The sequence below is a fragment of the Pseudomonas sp. N2-3-1-14 genome (assembly GCF_041228395.1).
GTDB lineage: Bacteria > Pseudomonadota > Gammaproteobacteria > Pseudomonadales > Pseudomonadaceae > Aquipseudomonas.
The window spans coordinates 4,387,681-4,402,830 of record NZ_CP166199.1 but is presented as its reverse complement, the minus strand read 5'-3'; the positions used below and the strand labels follow the sequence as shown (position 1 = coordinate 4,402,830).

At 61.0% G+C, this 15,150-nt stretch carries 13 protein-coding genes; 4 read left to right on the top strand and 9 right to left on the bottom strand.

Annotated elements, in window-relative coordinates:
• Window positions 1–90: 90 nt before the first annotated feature.
• Window positions 91–5,364 carry a dermonecrotic toxin domain-containing protein gene (locus tag AB5I78_RS20335; protein ID WP_369301220.1) on the top strand — a complete coding sequence of 1,758 codons (5,274 nt, stop codon included), beginning with the start codon at window positions 91–93 and terminating at the stop codon, window positions 5,362–5,364.
• Here the strand turns inward: AB5I78_RS20335 and AB5I78_RS20330 are convergent.
• The 3 genes from AB5I78_RS20330 to AB5I78_RS20320 all read right to left on the bottom strand — a co-directional run bounded on the left by AB5I78_RS20330 (window position 5,339) and on the right by AB5I78_RS20320 (window position 8,017).
• Window positions 5,339–5,980 carry a LysE family translocator gene (locus AB5I78_RS20330; protein WP_169367315.1) on the bottom strand — a complete coding sequence of 214 codons (642 nt, stop codon included), beginning with the start codon at window positions 5,978–5,980 and terminating at the stop codon, window positions 5,339–5,341. The two genes, AB5I78_RS20335 and AB5I78_RS20330, sit on opposite strands and share 26 nt — an antisense overlap.
• Window positions 5,981–6,047: 67 nt before the next feature.
• Window positions 6,048–7,394 (bottom strand): NCS2 family permease, encoded by a 1,347-nt coding sequence (locus AB5I78_RS20325; protein WP_242195524.1) that lies wholly within the window; start codon window positions 7,392–7,394, stop codon window positions 6,048–6,050.
• Window positions 7,395–7,582: 188 nt separating this feature from the next.
• Window positions 7,583–8,017, bottom strand: a complete 435-nt coding sequence (locus tag AB5I78_RS20320; protein WP_145158776.1) for a MarR family winged helix-turn-helix transcriptional regulator — start codon at window positions 8,015–8,017, stop codon at window positions 7,583–7,585.
• 81 nt (window positions 8,018–8,098) lie between these two features.
• Between AB5I78_RS20320 and AB5I78_RS20315 the strand changes: the two genes are divergently transcribed.
• Together AB5I78_RS20315 and AB5I78_RS20310 are read left to right on the top strand one after the other, a co-directional pair.
• Window positions 8,099–9,265, top strand: coding sequence for a PLP-dependent aminotransferase family protein (locus AB5I78_RS20315; RefSeq protein WP_369301218.1), 1,167 nt, complete (start codon window positions 8,099–8,101; stop codon window positions 9,263–9,265).
• 10 nt (window positions 9,266–9,275) lie between these two features.
• The gene (locus tag AB5I78_RS20310; RefSeq protein WP_145158772.1) at window positions 9,276–9,878 is read left to right on the top strand and encodes a glutathione S-transferase family protein; all 603 of its coding nucleotides are present in this window, start codon (window positions 9,276–9,278) and stop codon (window positions 9,876–9,878) included.
• 347 nt (window positions 9,879–10,225) lie between these two features.
• Here AB5I78_RS20310 and AB5I78_RS20305 read toward each other — a convergent pair whose 3' ends face one another.
• The 5 genes from AB5I78_RS20305 to AB5I78_RS20285 form a co-directional block, all read right to left on the bottom strand.
• The gene (locus tag AB5I78_RS20305; RefSeq protein ID WP_369301217.1) at window positions 10,226–10,597 is read right to left on the bottom strand and encodes a glutathione S-transferase N-terminal domain-containing protein; all 372 of its coding nucleotides are present in this window, start codon (window positions 10,595–10,597) and stop codon (window positions 10,226–10,228) included.
• Window positions 10,598–10,699: 102 nt separating this feature from the next.
• On the bottom strand, window positions 10,700–11,245 hold the full coding sequence (gene folE, locus AB5I78_RS20300) for a GTP cyclohydrolase I FolE (RefSeq protein ID WP_003442011.1): 546 nt from the start codon (window positions 11,243–11,245) through the stop codon (window positions 10,700–10,702).
• 78 nt (window positions 11,246–11,323) lie between these two features.
• On the bottom strand, window positions 11,324–11,881 hold the full coding sequence (locus AB5I78_RS20295; RefSeq protein WP_369301216.1) for a Smr/MutS family protein: 558 nt from the start codon (window positions 11,879–11,881) through the stop codon (window positions 11,324–11,326).
• 75 nt (window positions 11,882–11,956) lie between these two features.
• Window positions 11,957–12,277 carry a hypothetical protein gene (locus tag AB5I78_RS20290; RefSeq protein ID WP_053257227.1) on the bottom strand — a complete coding sequence of 107 codons (321 nt, stop codon included), beginning with the start codon at window positions 12,275–12,277 and terminating at the stop codon, window positions 11,957–11,959.
• Between the two features lie 141 nt (window positions 12,278–12,418).
• Window positions 12,419–13,009, bottom strand: coding sequence for a cysteine hydrolase family protein (locus AB5I78_RS20285; RefSeq protein WP_106576532.1), 591 nt, complete (start codon window positions 13,007–13,009; stop codon window positions 12,419–12,421).
• Window positions 13,010–13,248: 239 nt separating this feature from the next.
• On the opposite strand from AB5I78_RS20285, the gene prmB reads away from it, so the two are divergent.
• Complete coding sequence (gene prmB / locus AB5I78_RS20280; protein ID WP_369301215.1) at window positions 13,249–14,157, top strand: 50S ribosomal protein L3 N(5)-glutamine methyltransferase; 909 nt, start codon at window positions 13,249–13,251, stop codon at window positions 14,155–14,157.
• 140 nt (window positions 14,158–14,297) lie between these two features.
• Here prmB and AB5I78_RS20275 read toward each other — a convergent pair whose 3' ends face one another.
• Window positions 14,298–15,104: a hypothetical protein gene (locus tag AB5I78_RS20275; protein ID WP_242195510.1), complete on the bottom strand. Its 807-nt coding sequence runs from the start codon at window positions 15,102–15,104 to the stop codon at window positions 14,298–14,300.
• Between the last annotated feature and the right edge of the window lie 46 nt (window positions 15,105–15,150).

The window sequence follows — 15,150 nt, the reverse complement described above, 5'->3', positions numbered from 1 at the left end:
TTTTTTTTGCCTGTAGTGCATTCAACTATCTAGCACCTCTTGAGTGTCGGTGATGCCTAGGCTGGGTGTTTTCCTCAGAAGAAAACACCAATGGCCTCGTCCCCAGATCACCCAGGCGTTTTGCCCTCTTTCAGTTCCCTGCCCGAAGACGTTGATGCTGTCGTCGCTGCCCAAGCCGATTTGCAGGCCATTCGAGATCAACTGACCCGGCGGATCAACCGGTTTACCCATCCCAGCCGCCTGATCAATCAGCTCGCTCTTGCCGATTGGCGCTGCGGCGAATCGGTACGCGCACTGGCACAGCTGATAGGGCGCTCGCCCAAAATCCTGCGAGTGATCCGTGCTCAACTGCGCAAAGCATTTGAGATGGAACCGGACACTCTGCTGTTTACCGAGACCAAGCGCCCAGGCGCACCGCAGATCATCAACAGCTTGACCGAGCGGGCCCTGTCGCTGCTGGCACGGCCCTCGGTGCCTATCAATGTCAATCAATTCACCACGCTCAGCATAAAAGGGCAGCCAAGCCGTCGGTTGCCCTATACCCCTTTGCAAGCCTTGCAGCGCGTCATTGCGATGCGACTTTTTGAGCGGCTGGTGCAGGCGGCAGACCACTATTGGGACACCTTGGCGCGGGGCTCATGGCTCACACGCCGCGAGCGCTGGGTCGAGCTGCACACTGAACTGTTCGCTGACCGGGCCTGCATGGCACGGCAACTGGATGAGCTATCACCGGCGGGCATGAGCCTGGTGCAGGCCGTGATCGATGCCCCGACCGCGACGGCACGCCAACGTGCAGGCGGGGATTGGGCCAGCGTACGGGTGGGCCTGCTGATGTGGCCCGGAACACCCGCGGTGGCGATGCCAGGCGTATTGCACTTTTATCGTGAGGGTGATCCCGCGCAGGCGCCGCAGGTGGTGTACGTGCCGGGTGTGGCCCGCACGTTCTACGAGTACCCGTCTTTTGCCGCCCTGCAGGAAGGCCTGCTGCCGCTGGACCGAGCGCAGCTGGACATGCTCTGGCAGGGGTTGGTGGCAAGTCGTCGCACTGGGTTATGCCAGCCCGCGCAGTTGTCTGCGGCGGGCGGTTTTGTGCGCGGCCTGGAGGTGCTCGACGACGCGTTGGCGCTGAGCGCGCAAGCGTTGTTGCGCGGGCAATGGAACACCGAATTGGCGTGTGCCGTGAGGGTCGATCCTCCCTTTGTTGCTGCACAACCGCCTCGGCCGGTGGCTGTCGCCGCGTTACTCGCGCAGGTGGAAGGGGCGCGAAAGCAGTGGGTCGGCAGCGCTCGGCTTGGCGCTCTTGCTGACCCGTTACTCAAATGGGACCAGCAACGACGCAGCGCAGAAATAATCTTTGCCAGTACCTCACCCGGCTTGGCCTTGCGCACTGCGCAGCAGCAGGTCAAGCGTTACGAAAAAGGTCTGCTGGCCTTGCTGGATCCGTATGAGCCCGGCATCGAGACCCTCGCTTATCAGCAATTCATAGCGCTGAAGGCGCAGCTCGCGGCCCATGCCCAGGCGCTGAGTTCGTTGCTGCAGGGTGCAGAGCACCGGCTGCTCGATCTGAAATTCTGGACCGAGCGCCCCGGTGGCGCGCAAACGCCCAGGCGTACTTCGTTGTTCATGCATGCCCAAGCCGAGGCACTGCGCTGCGAGGTTCAGCTGCAACATCGTCTCAAACTGCTGGGCACGGCCCACCGCGACCTGATTATCGACGTGCTGGACCCGCCTTCGCCCGCGGCACGCCCGGGCAGCCAAACCCAGGTGCTTTCAATCGCCGTGGGCAGTGAGCCCGATGCTTTTTATCCCCTGCATAATGTGTGGCTGGTGACCACCGCGGCCGCGCTGAGGGTGCCGGCCCGCCAGCTTCCGGTGGTGCTCTACGCCTTTGGGGAAGAGGGCGGGGTGCTGGGTTTTGCCGGGCTGGATGCCTTGACCCGAAGCGTCAAGGCGAGCCTCGGCAGCCGGGACGGCTCGGTGCTGTGGGGCGGTATCGAGCATGACAAGCGCAGCGATTTGCGCGCACATGCGCTGCGTGAAACCTTGGCCGTGCGCTACGTCCCCATCGACGGCAAGCCTGCATTGGCCGCGTTGAAAAAATTGCTCGGTTGCTACGATCGCCTGCACAAAAGCACTGAAGACATCACGCGTATATTCAGCGAAGTGACGCAGGTCGGGCTCAGTCGCGCGTTGTTGCTGGCGGGGCTGGCGCAACAGCTCAAGGTTCCGGCCAATAGTGCCCTGAGCCAGGCTCAGGCGAACATCGAGTTACTGCGCAAGGCCGCGTCTGAAGCGCAAAAATTGCCGGCGGGCTGGGTGGGCGCCACGCGTGCCCAGCGTAAACGCTTCAAACGTTCGCAGCGTTTTTACCTCAGCAGCGCCTTCGCCTTCCAGGCGCGGCTTGAGCAGCACCTGCCCGATTTGGACACGTTTGCCCGCCGTGCCTTGACGGCCCGTTTGCAGCAGGACGGCGTCCCTGCGTCGTGGCTGATCGACCAGCCCTTTATTGAAATGCCTGATGATGTTCATGGCCAGTTTTGTGGGTGGGCGAGCGGCTGCACTGTCGGTGATCGCACCATCGTCCTCACCCCGACCGCTACGCGTACCTCCTTCAGTCTGCTGCAACTGGCGCTGCACAACCTCGACCCGCTGGCGCCCTGGACGCAATGGCGATTGAACCGCGCCCGCTTTCTACAACCTGAATGGCGACACCGGCTCAATGCCGGGTATTTGATCCAGATGGTCGCTTCGTTGGATATCGGCGGGCAGTACGAAGCATTGATCAACCGCGCTTTTTATCCGCCTGCCGGCACCGATCGCGCCCTCAGCGAAGGACGCATCCCGCCCTTATTGAATCGCGCGTTGCACGCAGGCGTTGACCACCACCTGTTCCTGGCGCGGCAAAGCGGGCTGTCGGCGAACGCGCAAAGTGTGTTTAGCACCGCCATGGCGGCCCGCATGCCGCCAGACTTGCTGAACAACCAGCACGAGTTGCAACTGCACGTGGTGCACCTGGTGGGCCATACGATGCAGCACGACCGCTATGTCGCAGGCATTGTGGTGGTGCACGACAAGCGCTCCGGGTGTTGCGTGGTCTACTGGCCCGATGCCCCGCAAGCCTGGGTTCTCACCGAGTACAGCGACCTGCAACAGGCCCTTGCTGCATTGAACCGTATCGGCGCATCGGCCGATAACGCCAGAGCGCTCGCGCGACAGGTCGCACCTGGCTGGGCATTTGAGGCAATTACCCACCATCCGGACCGCGCCGATAGCCCAGGTCACCTGTTCAGCACGCTTGATCTGCCGCCTGCATTTTTTATGGTGAAGGGGATTTGGCGGGGGCTTGGCTTTATTCGCTCCTTTAACATCAAGCACCTGGAGCCGACGGCGTTGCTGGATGAGATCCAGGCCCACACCCTTGAGCAGATTGCCAGTGATCCGCAGGGCTGGCTGGCAATTGTCGCCACCTCTCACAGCGACGCCAGGGCATTGCTCTACCACGCCAGCGTGCTTGAGCTGCAGCGCCGCACTCAAGCCGCCAGCCATTCTGGCAAGGCGCTGCAGGCCTACCGCGCGCGCCGCCTTGGTGAGCAAAGCGAGACACGTACGCGGGCGCTGGTGGGGTTTTTCTGCCCGATGTACGGGATTTTTAATCAATTCCGTGAACTGCTGCTTATGGCGCGGCGTTATCACCGCTTTGGCGACGCTCACACGGCGGTCGATGTGGGCTTTATGAGCGCGTTTCTGGCAATCGATTTGTTACTTAACTTTATTCCCGGCCCCGCCAGGGTGCCGGTTGCGGCGGCTCGTATGGCGCGGCCCGCCGCGCGGGCTGTGCTGGGGCGTATCCATCGTCTGCGCATGAGGGCCAGCGGGCTTGACCGCCTCGCGCCGCCACCGGTGGCTCAACTCAAGGACCTGGAGCGTTTCAGAATCAAGGGGGTGCCTCAAGGGGCTGTGGCGTTGAAAGGTGTTGGTGAAAAAGGCGTGTATGTCAAAGATGGCGAGCTGTTCGTGGCGGATGACTCACACCATTACCCGCTTTATCGGCGCGGCAACGAACACGCGTTGCGCCTGAAAAACCGGCAGGCGCCTGGGCAAGACGAACTGATAGTGAACGTGCACCAGCCCGGGGAATGGTTACTGGGCGCGGATGCGCCTCAGCCGGTGGCGGGGACGAGTTCGACGCTGCTCAGCCCGTGGCGTGCGCCAGTGCAGGCACCCCCGGACTGGCAGCCACCGACGGTGCGCGCCGCCACGCACAACCGCATCTATCGGTCACCGGCGCCGGACCCCTATTGGTTCGAATGGCGTGTTCCGGATGCGACGGGGCAGGTGTCCGGCCTCTCGGCGTTCGGCACGTTTCATGTGCACATGGAGCCGCCGGGATTTCCCTACGATGCCGTCTACATCGGGCCCCGGTATGACAGCCTCGCCGCTTCGGGGGCAGGTTATTACAGAGTGCTTCATCAGGGCGACAATGCGCCCTGGAATGGCATCGCGTTTATCACCCGCAATGAGCCGCTGGTCTCGCTTGCCCGTGTTGATATTGAACGTTGGACGAGCACTGCGATGGGTGAACAGCCCATTGCGATATCACGCGGCGTGTCGGGTGAGTGGCAGGTGCATGCCCCGTTGTTTGACCGGCCGCTGGAGCAGTCCGTGGGGCAGGCGTTCCCCAGCATGACCCGCCGCAGCCAGGCATTGGCAGCCGCAAGGCTGATTGAACTGGCCGATTCTTCGCGCTCGGCGACGGCCACGCACCTGCTCAATATTCGTTCGACGCTGGACAACTGGCTGATGTCGACTCCCAACGGGCCGGGTCAGACGGATGATTTGCTGAGAATGTTACGGCCCATTCAAAGGGCGGGCAGGGCGCTGCACATCGGTTACGAGGGCAAGGCCCCCGGCTTCACGCGTGTCGACTTCCGGGCCGTCGGGTTAGACCCTGCGTTGCAATCCGGCGGTGGTGAGGTCAAGCCTCAGCGGATCATCGCGCTGCGCGCCGCAGTCAAGCGCGCGCTGGAGCAGCAAGGGTTCAACGTGCAGGAACTGCAGCTCAGGCACGGACGCAAGCCCACGCATGAGTTGATCGCGACCCATCCTTCTTCCCCTTCAAACACGCTGTACTACGTGTCCATCCATTGGATCGAGAGAGGCACGGTGAGGCTGGAAACCCGGCTGACGGACCGGTGGTTTGACGCCGCAATCAATACGCATCCGCGGTCGGTTGCGTTGATGGGCGTCAAGAGCGCCATCAACGAAAATCGCCTGGCTCGGATCGTTGCCGGCATTCAATGGCCTACGACGCAGGCGGCCCGCCCGAGCGTCTACTTTGTCAAAGTGAGCCCGTCCTCGCCTTGATCAGCGACACCATGCCCGCGGCGCCGAACAGTGCGGCGCTGACGCGATTGAACCAGCTCTGGCCACTGCCGCTGCGCAGGTAGCGCGCAGCCCCATGGGCACCCAGGCCGTAGGCCAGCTTGCACAGCAAGTCGAGTACGGTCCAAGTAGCAATCATGATCAGCAATTGCGGCAGGAACGCGTGCTCGCTGCTGAGAAACTGCGGCAAGAAGGCGGCAAAGAACAGGATGTCCTTGGGGTTGCTGGCGCCCAGCACAAACGCGCGACCGAACAAGGCGCGAAAACGCGGTGTGGCCACGGCCTGGGGCACCACGGCACCCTGGGCCGGTTGGCGCGATTGCTGCCAGCTCTGCCAGGCGAGGTAAAACAGGTACAGCGCACCGACGACCTTCAGGGCGCTGAACAACTGCTCCGAGGCCAGCAGCAATGCACCCAGCCCCAATGCCGAGGCACTCAACAGGCAGATCGAGGCGAACACGCCGCCCAGAAACGCCGGGTAGGAACGGCGCAGGCCGTAGTTCAGGCTGTTGCTGATCATCAACAGCGACAGCGGGCCGGGGATCAGGATCACGATCAATGCAGCGCCACTGAACAGCAGCCAGGTTTCCAGGGTCATTTACAGTCCTCCATTCGTACAAAAGCCCCACCCGAAGGTGAGGCGGTTTTCGGCCGTTTCCTGCGAACTACAGGAAGATGAACTTCGCGATGAAAATCGCGCACAGCACCCACAGGCTGATGGAAATCTCGCGGTACTTGCCGGTGCCGGCCTTGAGCGCCACATATGTGATGAAGCCCAGGGCGATACCGTCGGCAACCGAGAACGTCAGCGGCATCATGATCGCGGTCACGATGGCCGGGATGCTGTCGGTGGCTTCATCCCAATTGATATGGGCCATGCTCGCCATCATCAGCATCGCTACGTAAATCAGCGCACCGGCGGTGGCATAGGCAGGAATCATGCCCGCCAAGGGCGCGAAAAACATTGCTGCCACAAACAGCACGCCCACGGTCACGGCGGTCAACCCGGTGCGACCGCCCGCGGCGACACCGGCGGCACTTTCTACATAACTGGTCACCGGCGGCACACCGACCATGGCGCCAAACACGCTGGAGGCACTGTCGGCTTTCAGCGCGCGGGACAGGTTATGAATCTTGCCATCGGCGCCCACCAGCCCGGCGCGTTGCGCAACGCCCATCAGTGTACCGGCAGTGTCGAACATGTGTACAAAAAGAAACGCAAATACAACGCTGATCATGCTGACATTGAATACACCCTTCACGTCCATGGCCATCCAGGTCGGCGCCAGGCTGGGTGGGGTGGAGAGAATGCCGTTGTAGTGCACCAGGTCCAGGCTCCAACCGGCCAGGGTGACCGCGATGATGCTGATGAGGATTGCGCCGAACACCCGGTGGTAGCTGAGGATCGCGATCAGCAAAAAGCACACCGCCGCCAGCAGTGGCGCAGGCTCGTGCAGCGACCCCAGCTTGATCAGCGTGGCCGGGCTGTCGACGATGATGCCGGCGGTTTTCAGGCCGATCACCCCCAGAAACAGGCCGACACCGGCGCCCATGGCGTGGCGCAGGCTGACGGGAATACTGTTGAGCAGCCATTCACGTACGCGGGACAGGGTCAGGCCCATGAACAACACCCCGGAAACAAACACCGCGCCCAGCGCCGTTTCCCAGTGATAGCCCATGGTGCCGACCACGGTATAGGTGAAAAACGCGTTCAGGCCCATGCCGGGCGCCAGGCCCACGGGCCAGTTGGCGTAAAGGCCCATCAGCAGGCAACCGAGCGCAGCGGCGATGCACGTGGCGACAAACGCCGCACCGTGGTCGATGCCGGCATCGGCCATGATGTTCGGGTTGACGAAGATGATGTAGGCCATGGTGATGAACGTGGTGAGGCCGGCGATCAGTTCGGTCTTCACTGTGGTGCCATGCAAACGCAGTTTGAACAGGCGTTCCAGCCAACCGCCTTGCGGCGCGGAGAGGTCCAGCGTTGGGGCTTCGGATTTGCGGCTTTCCACAGCGAGTACTCCTCAAGAGTTTTATTGTTATTTCCAGCGCCGGTCACAGGTGTGGGCAACAGCGCTTTGAGGTACTGGCGGGTTTTTGTTGACCAATAGGTCAGGAACTCGCACGAAGCGAATTATGCTTTTGTATACAAATAAAGCAAATAATGTTTTCGATTATGTGTTCGAAACAAGATGAAAGGCTAATTCACGGCACTCAGCGCCTGATTCACCGCCAGCCATCCCGCCACCGCGTCTTCGCCGGCTTCGCTGAAGGCGCGCTGCAGCAGCTTCACCTGTTCGCGGCGCAGGGACTGCTCGAAACGCTGGCCCTCGTCGCTCAATTCCAACAGGCGTTTACGCTTGTCGGTTTCGGACGCCACGCTGTTTACCAAGTGCATTTCCTGCAGCTGTCGCAACGGTATGTTCAACGCCTGCTTGCTCACGCCGAGCAACTCCAGCAGTTGCTTTACGCTCAAGGCGGGGTAGCGCGCGATAAAAAACACGATGCGCTGGTGCACACGGCTCAGGCCTCGGCGTTCGAGCATCTCGTCGGCCTTGGCGGTAAAGGCCTGGTAGCCGAAAAAGAACGCTTCCATGGCTTGTTGCTGGCTGCTCTGGGTTTTAAGGTCAAGCATATTGACGTATCTACTCAAGTCGGCGTAATTTCGGTCAAGCAGTTTGACGTATTTTCCATGCGCTTTGCCACCGGTGACCTTATGGCCTTCTCTGAACGTGTTACGCGCCTCAAAAGCTCCTTGATCCGTGAAATCCTTGCCGCGGCCCAGCGCCCGGAAGTGATGTCGTTCGCCGGCGGCCTGCCGGCCGAAGCCATGCTGCCGGCACTGAACTGGGACGGCATGCCGCTCACCCTCGGCCAATATGGCATGAGCGAAGGCGAACCGCAGTTGCGCGAACTGCTCGCCGCCCAGGCCCGCGCGTTGGGCATACCGTGCCAGGCGAGCCAGGTGCTGGTGGTCAGCGGGTCCCAGCAAACCCTGGACCTGGCCGCCAAACTGCATATCGACAAGGGCACCAAGGTTCTGCTGGAAGGCCCGACTTACCTGGCGGCGTTGCAGATCTTCCAACTGTTCGGCGCCGATTGCCTGACCGTGCAACTGGAGGCCGACGGTCCGAACCTCGCCACCTTGCGCAGCCTCCTTGAACACCATCGTCCGGCGTTCATCTACCTGATCCCGACGTTCCAGAACCCTTCGGCCGTACGCTACAGCGAGGCCAAGCGCGCGGCCGTCGCCGCTTTGCTCGATGAGTTCGGCATCACCCTGATCGAAGACGAACCCTACCGCGAACTGAGCTTCGACGGCGCCAGTGCGCAGCCCATCGCCGGCCGCCTGAAAAAAGCCAGCTGGATCTACACCGGCACCGTCTCCAAGACCCTGCTACCGGGCCTGCGCATCGGCTACCTGATCGCCAGCCCGGATCTGTTCCCGCATTTGCTCAAGCTCAAGCAATCGGCGGACCTGCACACCAACCGCGTCGGCCAGTGGCAGGCCATGCAGTGGATCGGCACCCAGAAATACCAGCAGCACCTGGCGCAACTGCGCCGCTTTTACCGCGAGCGTCGCGATGCATTTCAGGCCGCGCTGGAGCGTCATTTTGGCGATCTGGCTGACTGGCAGACGCCTGAGGGCGGATTATTCTTCTGGCTGACCTTGAAACAACCGCTCGACACCCGCACCTTGTTGGCGCAAGCATTGGATCAGGACGTCGCGTTCATGCCCGGTGAACCGTTCTTTTCCGAGCCCGATCAACACCTCGGCTCGTTGCGCCTCAATTTCAGCCATATCGACCCGGCCCGTCTGGACGAAGGTCTCAAGCGCCTGGCCGCGGTGGTCCGTCAAGCACAGCACGCGCAAGCGGCATAAGGGGAGCCCCATGTACAAGGTTTATGGCGATTACAAGTCGGGCAACTGCTACAAGGTCAAATTGATGCTCAATCTGTTGGGCATCGAGTACCAATGGATCGATGTCGATATTCTCAAGGGCGACACCCAGACCGCCGAATTCCTGGCCAAGAACCCCAACGGCAAGATCCCGGTGCTGGAACTGGAAGATGGCACCTGCCTGTGGGAGTCCAACGCGATCCTGAACTTCCTGGCGGACGGCAGCGAGTTTCTGCCGGCTGAGCCACGCCTGCGTACCCAAGTGCTGCAATGGCAGTTTTTCGAGCAATACAGCCATGAGCCGTATATCGCAGTGGCGCGGTTTATCCAGTTCTACCTGAACATGCCGCAAGACCGACTGGAGGAGTACAAAAACACCCATAAGGGCGGCTACAAGGCCTTGAGGGTGATGGAGCGTCAGTTGCAAGCCACGCCCTACCTGGTAGGCGAGCAATATTCGATTGCCGATATCGCGCTGTATGCCTACACCCACGTGGCCCATGAAGGGGGTTTTGACCTGACGCCGTACCCGGCGGTGCAGGCGTGGCTCAAACGTGTGGCCAGCCACCCCAAACATGTGGCGATGCTGGACTGAACACAGGTCCAAACGTGGGAGCGGGCTTGCTCGCCAAGGGTGCGCAGTCACTGATGATTCGACTGATCCACCGCTTTCGCGAGCAAGCCCGCTCCCACCTTTAGCTGTCTGTTGTGGCAGACAGTTGATCCTTCAGCAATTCAAAACAGCGCTGCGCCGCCGGGCTCAAACCCATGCCGCCGCCGACTCCGGCAACTGCCTGGGCTCGGCCTTGTTGGATATCGAATTGGCAACGCCGAACTAATGTGGGAGCTGGCTTGCCTGCGATAGCGTCACCTCGGTGTCACTGATAAATCGAGGTGTCTGCATCGCAGGCAAGCCAGCTCCCACACTGATCGCGGTGTTCATCAGACTGCGGCGAACCGCTTGTCGAGGTAATCAATGATCACCTTGGAGTCATACATCCAAGTGGTCTGGCCATTTTCTTCAATGCGCAGGCACGGCACTTTGATCTTGCCGCCTTGCTCCAGCAGGGTCTGGCGATCTTGCGCATTGTTCTTGGCGTCCTTCAACGCCACCGGCACATTCAGACGGTGCAACGTACGACGGGTCTTCACGCAGAACGGGCAGGCGTGGAACTGATACAGGCTCAGGTCCTTGGCCGCAGCGTTCACCTGCGCCTGTTGTTCGGCGGGGCGCTGCTTTTTGCGTGGGCGGGTAATGAAGTCGCCCGCGATGATGACGTGGCCGAGGCCCACTCGAAGTGCTTTGACGAACATGGCTGAAAACCTCTTGCCCATGAAGAAGGGGCCGCAGCTTACCTGAAATTTGCAGGCGAAAAAAAACCGGCGATGAACGCCGGTTTTTTCCTGCACAGCCTGTTACTTGATCAGGCTGAGAAACTCGCTGCGCGTGGCCGCGTTTTCGCGGAACTCACCCAGCATCACCGAGGTGATCATCGAAGAATTCTGTTTCTCTACACCGCGCATCATCATGCACATGTGCTTGGCTTCGATCACCACGGCCACGCCCAGCGCGCCGGTGACTTGCATCACGGCATCGGCGATCTGGCGGCTGAGGTTTTCCTGGATCTGCAGGCGGCGCGCATACATGTCGACAATCCGCGCCACTTTCGACAGGCCCAGCACTTTGCCGCTCGGGATATACGCGACGTGAGCCTTACCGATAAACGGCAGCAGGTGGTGTTCGCACAGCGAGTACAGCTCGATGTCCTTGACCAGCACCATTTCGCTGTTGTCGGAGCTGAACAAGGCACCGTTGGTGACTTCTTCGAGTGTCTGTTCATAGCCGCGGCAAAGGTACTGCATCGCCTTGGCGGCACGCTTTGGCGTGTCGAGCAGGCCCTCGCGGGAAACGTCCTCGCCGAGTTGGCCGAGGATCGCGGTGTAATTCTGTTCCAGGGACATGAAACTACCTGTGGGATTTTCGCAAAGCGCAAGGTTACGGTGGCGGACACATCGCTGCAAGCCTGACGATGGCACTTGTTACTCGTCGCGCCCCTCCATCATGGTGCGCTTGAGCATCACATACACCGCGCCCGCGCCGCCGTGGCGGGCCTGGCAAGAGGTAAAACCGAGCACTTGGGCATGCTGGCGCAGCCACGTGTTGACGTGGCTCTTGATCATCGGCCGCTTGCCATCCAACCGCACGGCCTTGCCGTGGGTGACGCGCACGCAGCGGATTTCGAATTTGGTCGCTTCGGCCAGGAAGGCCCAGAGGGTTTCGCGGGCTTTTTCGACGTTCATGCCGTGCAGGTCAAGGCTGCCCTCGAACGGGATCTGGCCGATCTTGAGCTTGCGCATCTGGCTTTCCTGCACGCCGTCGCGGGCCCACATCAACTCGTCTTCGGGGCCTACGTCGATTACGAACTGGTCCGACAGGCCATCCACGGTGGTGGCATCGGTGCGCACGGTCGCGGCCTGGCGCAGCGTGGCGATCTGCGCCCGGTCGGTCTTGGGTTTGCCGGTGTCGGCGCGGTCGTGCTTGATCGGCTTGACGCCGCGCAGCTCGTTTTTGAACAGGGAAAAATCGTCGTCTTGCATGTCAGCCTCCGCGAAGGGCGGGCAGTTTACCTAAATCGCGGCGGCCGGGGCGCAGGAAACGCTATCCAAGCGCCATCAGTCGTGCTTTTTCATCAGGTGTGAGGCGATGTTCAGCGACAACGGCTGGCGCATCCGCCGACGGCTGCGACGCCATAACCAGACGCCCAGCCAGAGCACCAACAGGCCGATCACCAACAAAATTGCCGAGCCGCCCGGGCTGGCATTCAGTTCGCCGAGTGCCGGCGAATGACCAAACAAACCGGCGCCACCGGCACCAGCCAGCAGCAAACCTACAATGGCCAGCAGCGCGGCAAAGCCGGCCACCAGGCGCAGACGCCAGTTGCTCGGGCCCTTGGGGCGCAAGCGACGAGCGTCAAAACCATCGGATATCTTCATTCCGACCTTTCCTCCAGGGTATCGGCCCTTCGACCGGAAGATACACAGGTTGTTCCTGTACCAGAGGCAATTGCAGAAAATGAAAAGGTTTTGCGGATGAGCGGGGCAATAAACACGCCGCGCCGCTCATCAGAAGGTCAATCAGATCAGATCTTTGGTCAATGCGAGGGTCGCGAAGTTGTCGGCCATGATGGCCATTTCGGTCTGTTGCACATGTTCAGCGCTCAGGATGCCGCCTTTGTAAGGCAGGTCGCGCGTGGCGCAGGCGTCTTCCACCAGGGTGCAGCGAAAGCCCAGGTTCTTGGCGGCGCGCACGGTTGTGCTGACGCTGGAGTGGCTCATGAAGCCGCAGACGATAAGGTCCAGGGAGCCGAGGTCTTGCAGGTGTTTTTCCAGCCCGGTGCCGTGAAACGCGCTCGGCAGCAGTTTGCCGATGATGGTTTCGTCACCGAGTGGTTCCAGGCCGGGAATGAATTCGCCGCGCTCGCCCTGCGGGTCGAACAGGCCACCGACGGTGCCAAGGTGACGTACATGCACGATCGGACGCCCGGCATTGCGCGCGGCGGCAACCAATTGCTTGATGTTTTCGACCGCCGCGTCCATGCCCGAGAGGGCGAGTGGACCGCTGAGGTATTCCTTTTGGGCGTCGATGATCACGAGGGTCGCATGGTTCAGGTTGGCTGCTGCGTAACCGCGACCGCTGAGTTGAAACATCGTCTTTGGAACGGACATTCTGGGGCTCCTGTGAGGGGGGCTTTTGCGACATTGTCCACTGGCTGAGCGGTTCTGTGAATCGCTACCATCGTAAGGTACGCCGTTGTTGACGTGCAGCCATGTCAAGGGGGCGGCTTGTTTAAGCCTGCGATGGCAAATTGGATGAAATCCGACGGATGGCGAAGGGGTTTCGTACATCGTCGGTACGGGCGAAGGCTGTTAGAATCGCCAGTCGTTTTTTCCAGGAGCTTGTCCCCGTGATCACATCCCGCCTGCGCACACTGCGCGACCATATCCGTTGGGCTGTCAGCCGTTTCCATGGGGAAGACCTGTTTTTCGGCCATGGTACCGACAATGCCTGGGACGAAGCCCGGCAATTGGTGCTCGGTGCCTTGCACCTGCCTTGGGAAATTGCCGACAGCTACCTGGACTGCAACCTGGAAGAAGAGGAAATTTCCCACGTTCAGCGCTTGCTGCACCGCCGTATCCATGAGCGTGTACCCACCGCTTACCTGTTGAAGGAAGCCTGGTTCTGCGGCATGTCGTTTATCGTCGACGAGCGTGTGCTGATCCCGCGTTCACCGATTGGCGAACTGATCGAAAACCGCTTCGAACCCTGGCTGGCCCAGCCACCTGCGCGCATCCTCGACCTGTGCACCGGCTCCGGTTGCATTGGTATCGCGTGCGCCTACGAGTTCCAGGACGCCGAAGTGGTACTGGGCGACCTGTCCTTCGAAGCGCTGGAGGTGGCCAACCAGAACATCGAGCGCCATGGCGTCGACGAGCGCGTCTACACCGTGCAGGGTGACGGCTTCGACGGTTTGCCGGGTCAGCGGTTTGATCTGATCGTGTCCAACCCGCCGTACGTGGATGCCGAAGACTTCGCCGACATGCCCGACGAATACCAGCACGAGCCGGAGTTGGGCCTGGCCTGCGGCGATGATGGCTTGAACCTGGTGCGCCGGATGTTGGCTGAGGCCGCACACCACCTCACCGAGAAAGGCTTGTTGATTGTCGAGGTTGGCAACAGCCAGGTGCACGTTGAGGCGCTATACCCGGAAGTCGACTTTGCCTGGCTGGAGTTCCAGCGCGGCGGGCATGGTGTGTTCATGCTGACGGCCGAGCAGTGCCGCGCGCATCAAGCGGTATTTGCTGCTCGGGTTTAAACCCACCCAACTGTAGAAACCGACCCAGAATGTGGGAGCGGGCTTGCCCGCGAAGGCGTTATGACAGTCAACTTATCAGTGACTGATACACCGCTTTCGCGAGCAAGCCCGCTCCCACATTTCAATTGCGTTCCAACGTGCTAGCGGTGCGTGGCAATCCAGATCAGCAACCCCGCCTGAAATACCGTAAACGCCACTAAACAGGTGATGGTAAAGCGCAGCCCGCTGTCCTCACGCTTGAACTTGGTGACCTTTTCCTCTTCCTTGCGCAGTTTCACTTCCTGCTCAGCCAGGTTCTGCTCGGCCTGTTGCAGCATCTGCGCGGCTTCGAGGATTTCCACGAACTGCACCTTCTCGGTGTTCCAGCTGTCCAGCACGTCGCTGACTTTGCCCGGCTGCACGTTGCCTTTGAGGTGTTGCACATCGGCGTAGGCCACATCAAAGCCCTGGATGCGCAGGAAGTGATCGCGACGCAGGCGCGTGGCTTCGTTCAGCGCGTCTTTATTGGCCAGGTCCACGCCGTCGACGCGGTAGTGTGACCACTTCTTTTTCGCCCACGCCGCGCCTTGAGCGACGAGGAAGCGGCCGATCCCACGGTTGGCCGGTTCGATTTCCAGGCTGTTGCCCGGGCCGAAGTGCACGCGGTGCTTATCGTGATCGACCCAGATATCCAAGTGGTTCTGCTCGCGGCGCACTCGCTGGCCCGGCAACTGGATGACCATGCGCAACAGGCTGTGGTGTTTGTCATTGCGTTCGGCATAACCGAACTGCACGAACCGCAACGGCCGCGCGCCGGTGGCACGGTCGGTGGCCAGGGGCGCCAGGCGCAGCATCTTGAAATGTTCGGCCTGCACGTCCGCCCACGGCAGGGCCGCTGCCTCGACGGCCTCGGTTTTTTCAGCCGCGGTGTCGGCAATAGGTTCTGGTGTAGCTTCTGTGGTTGTCATGCGGCGCGATCCTGTCCAAGCCCTGCAGGTCGACAGTCTTTTTACT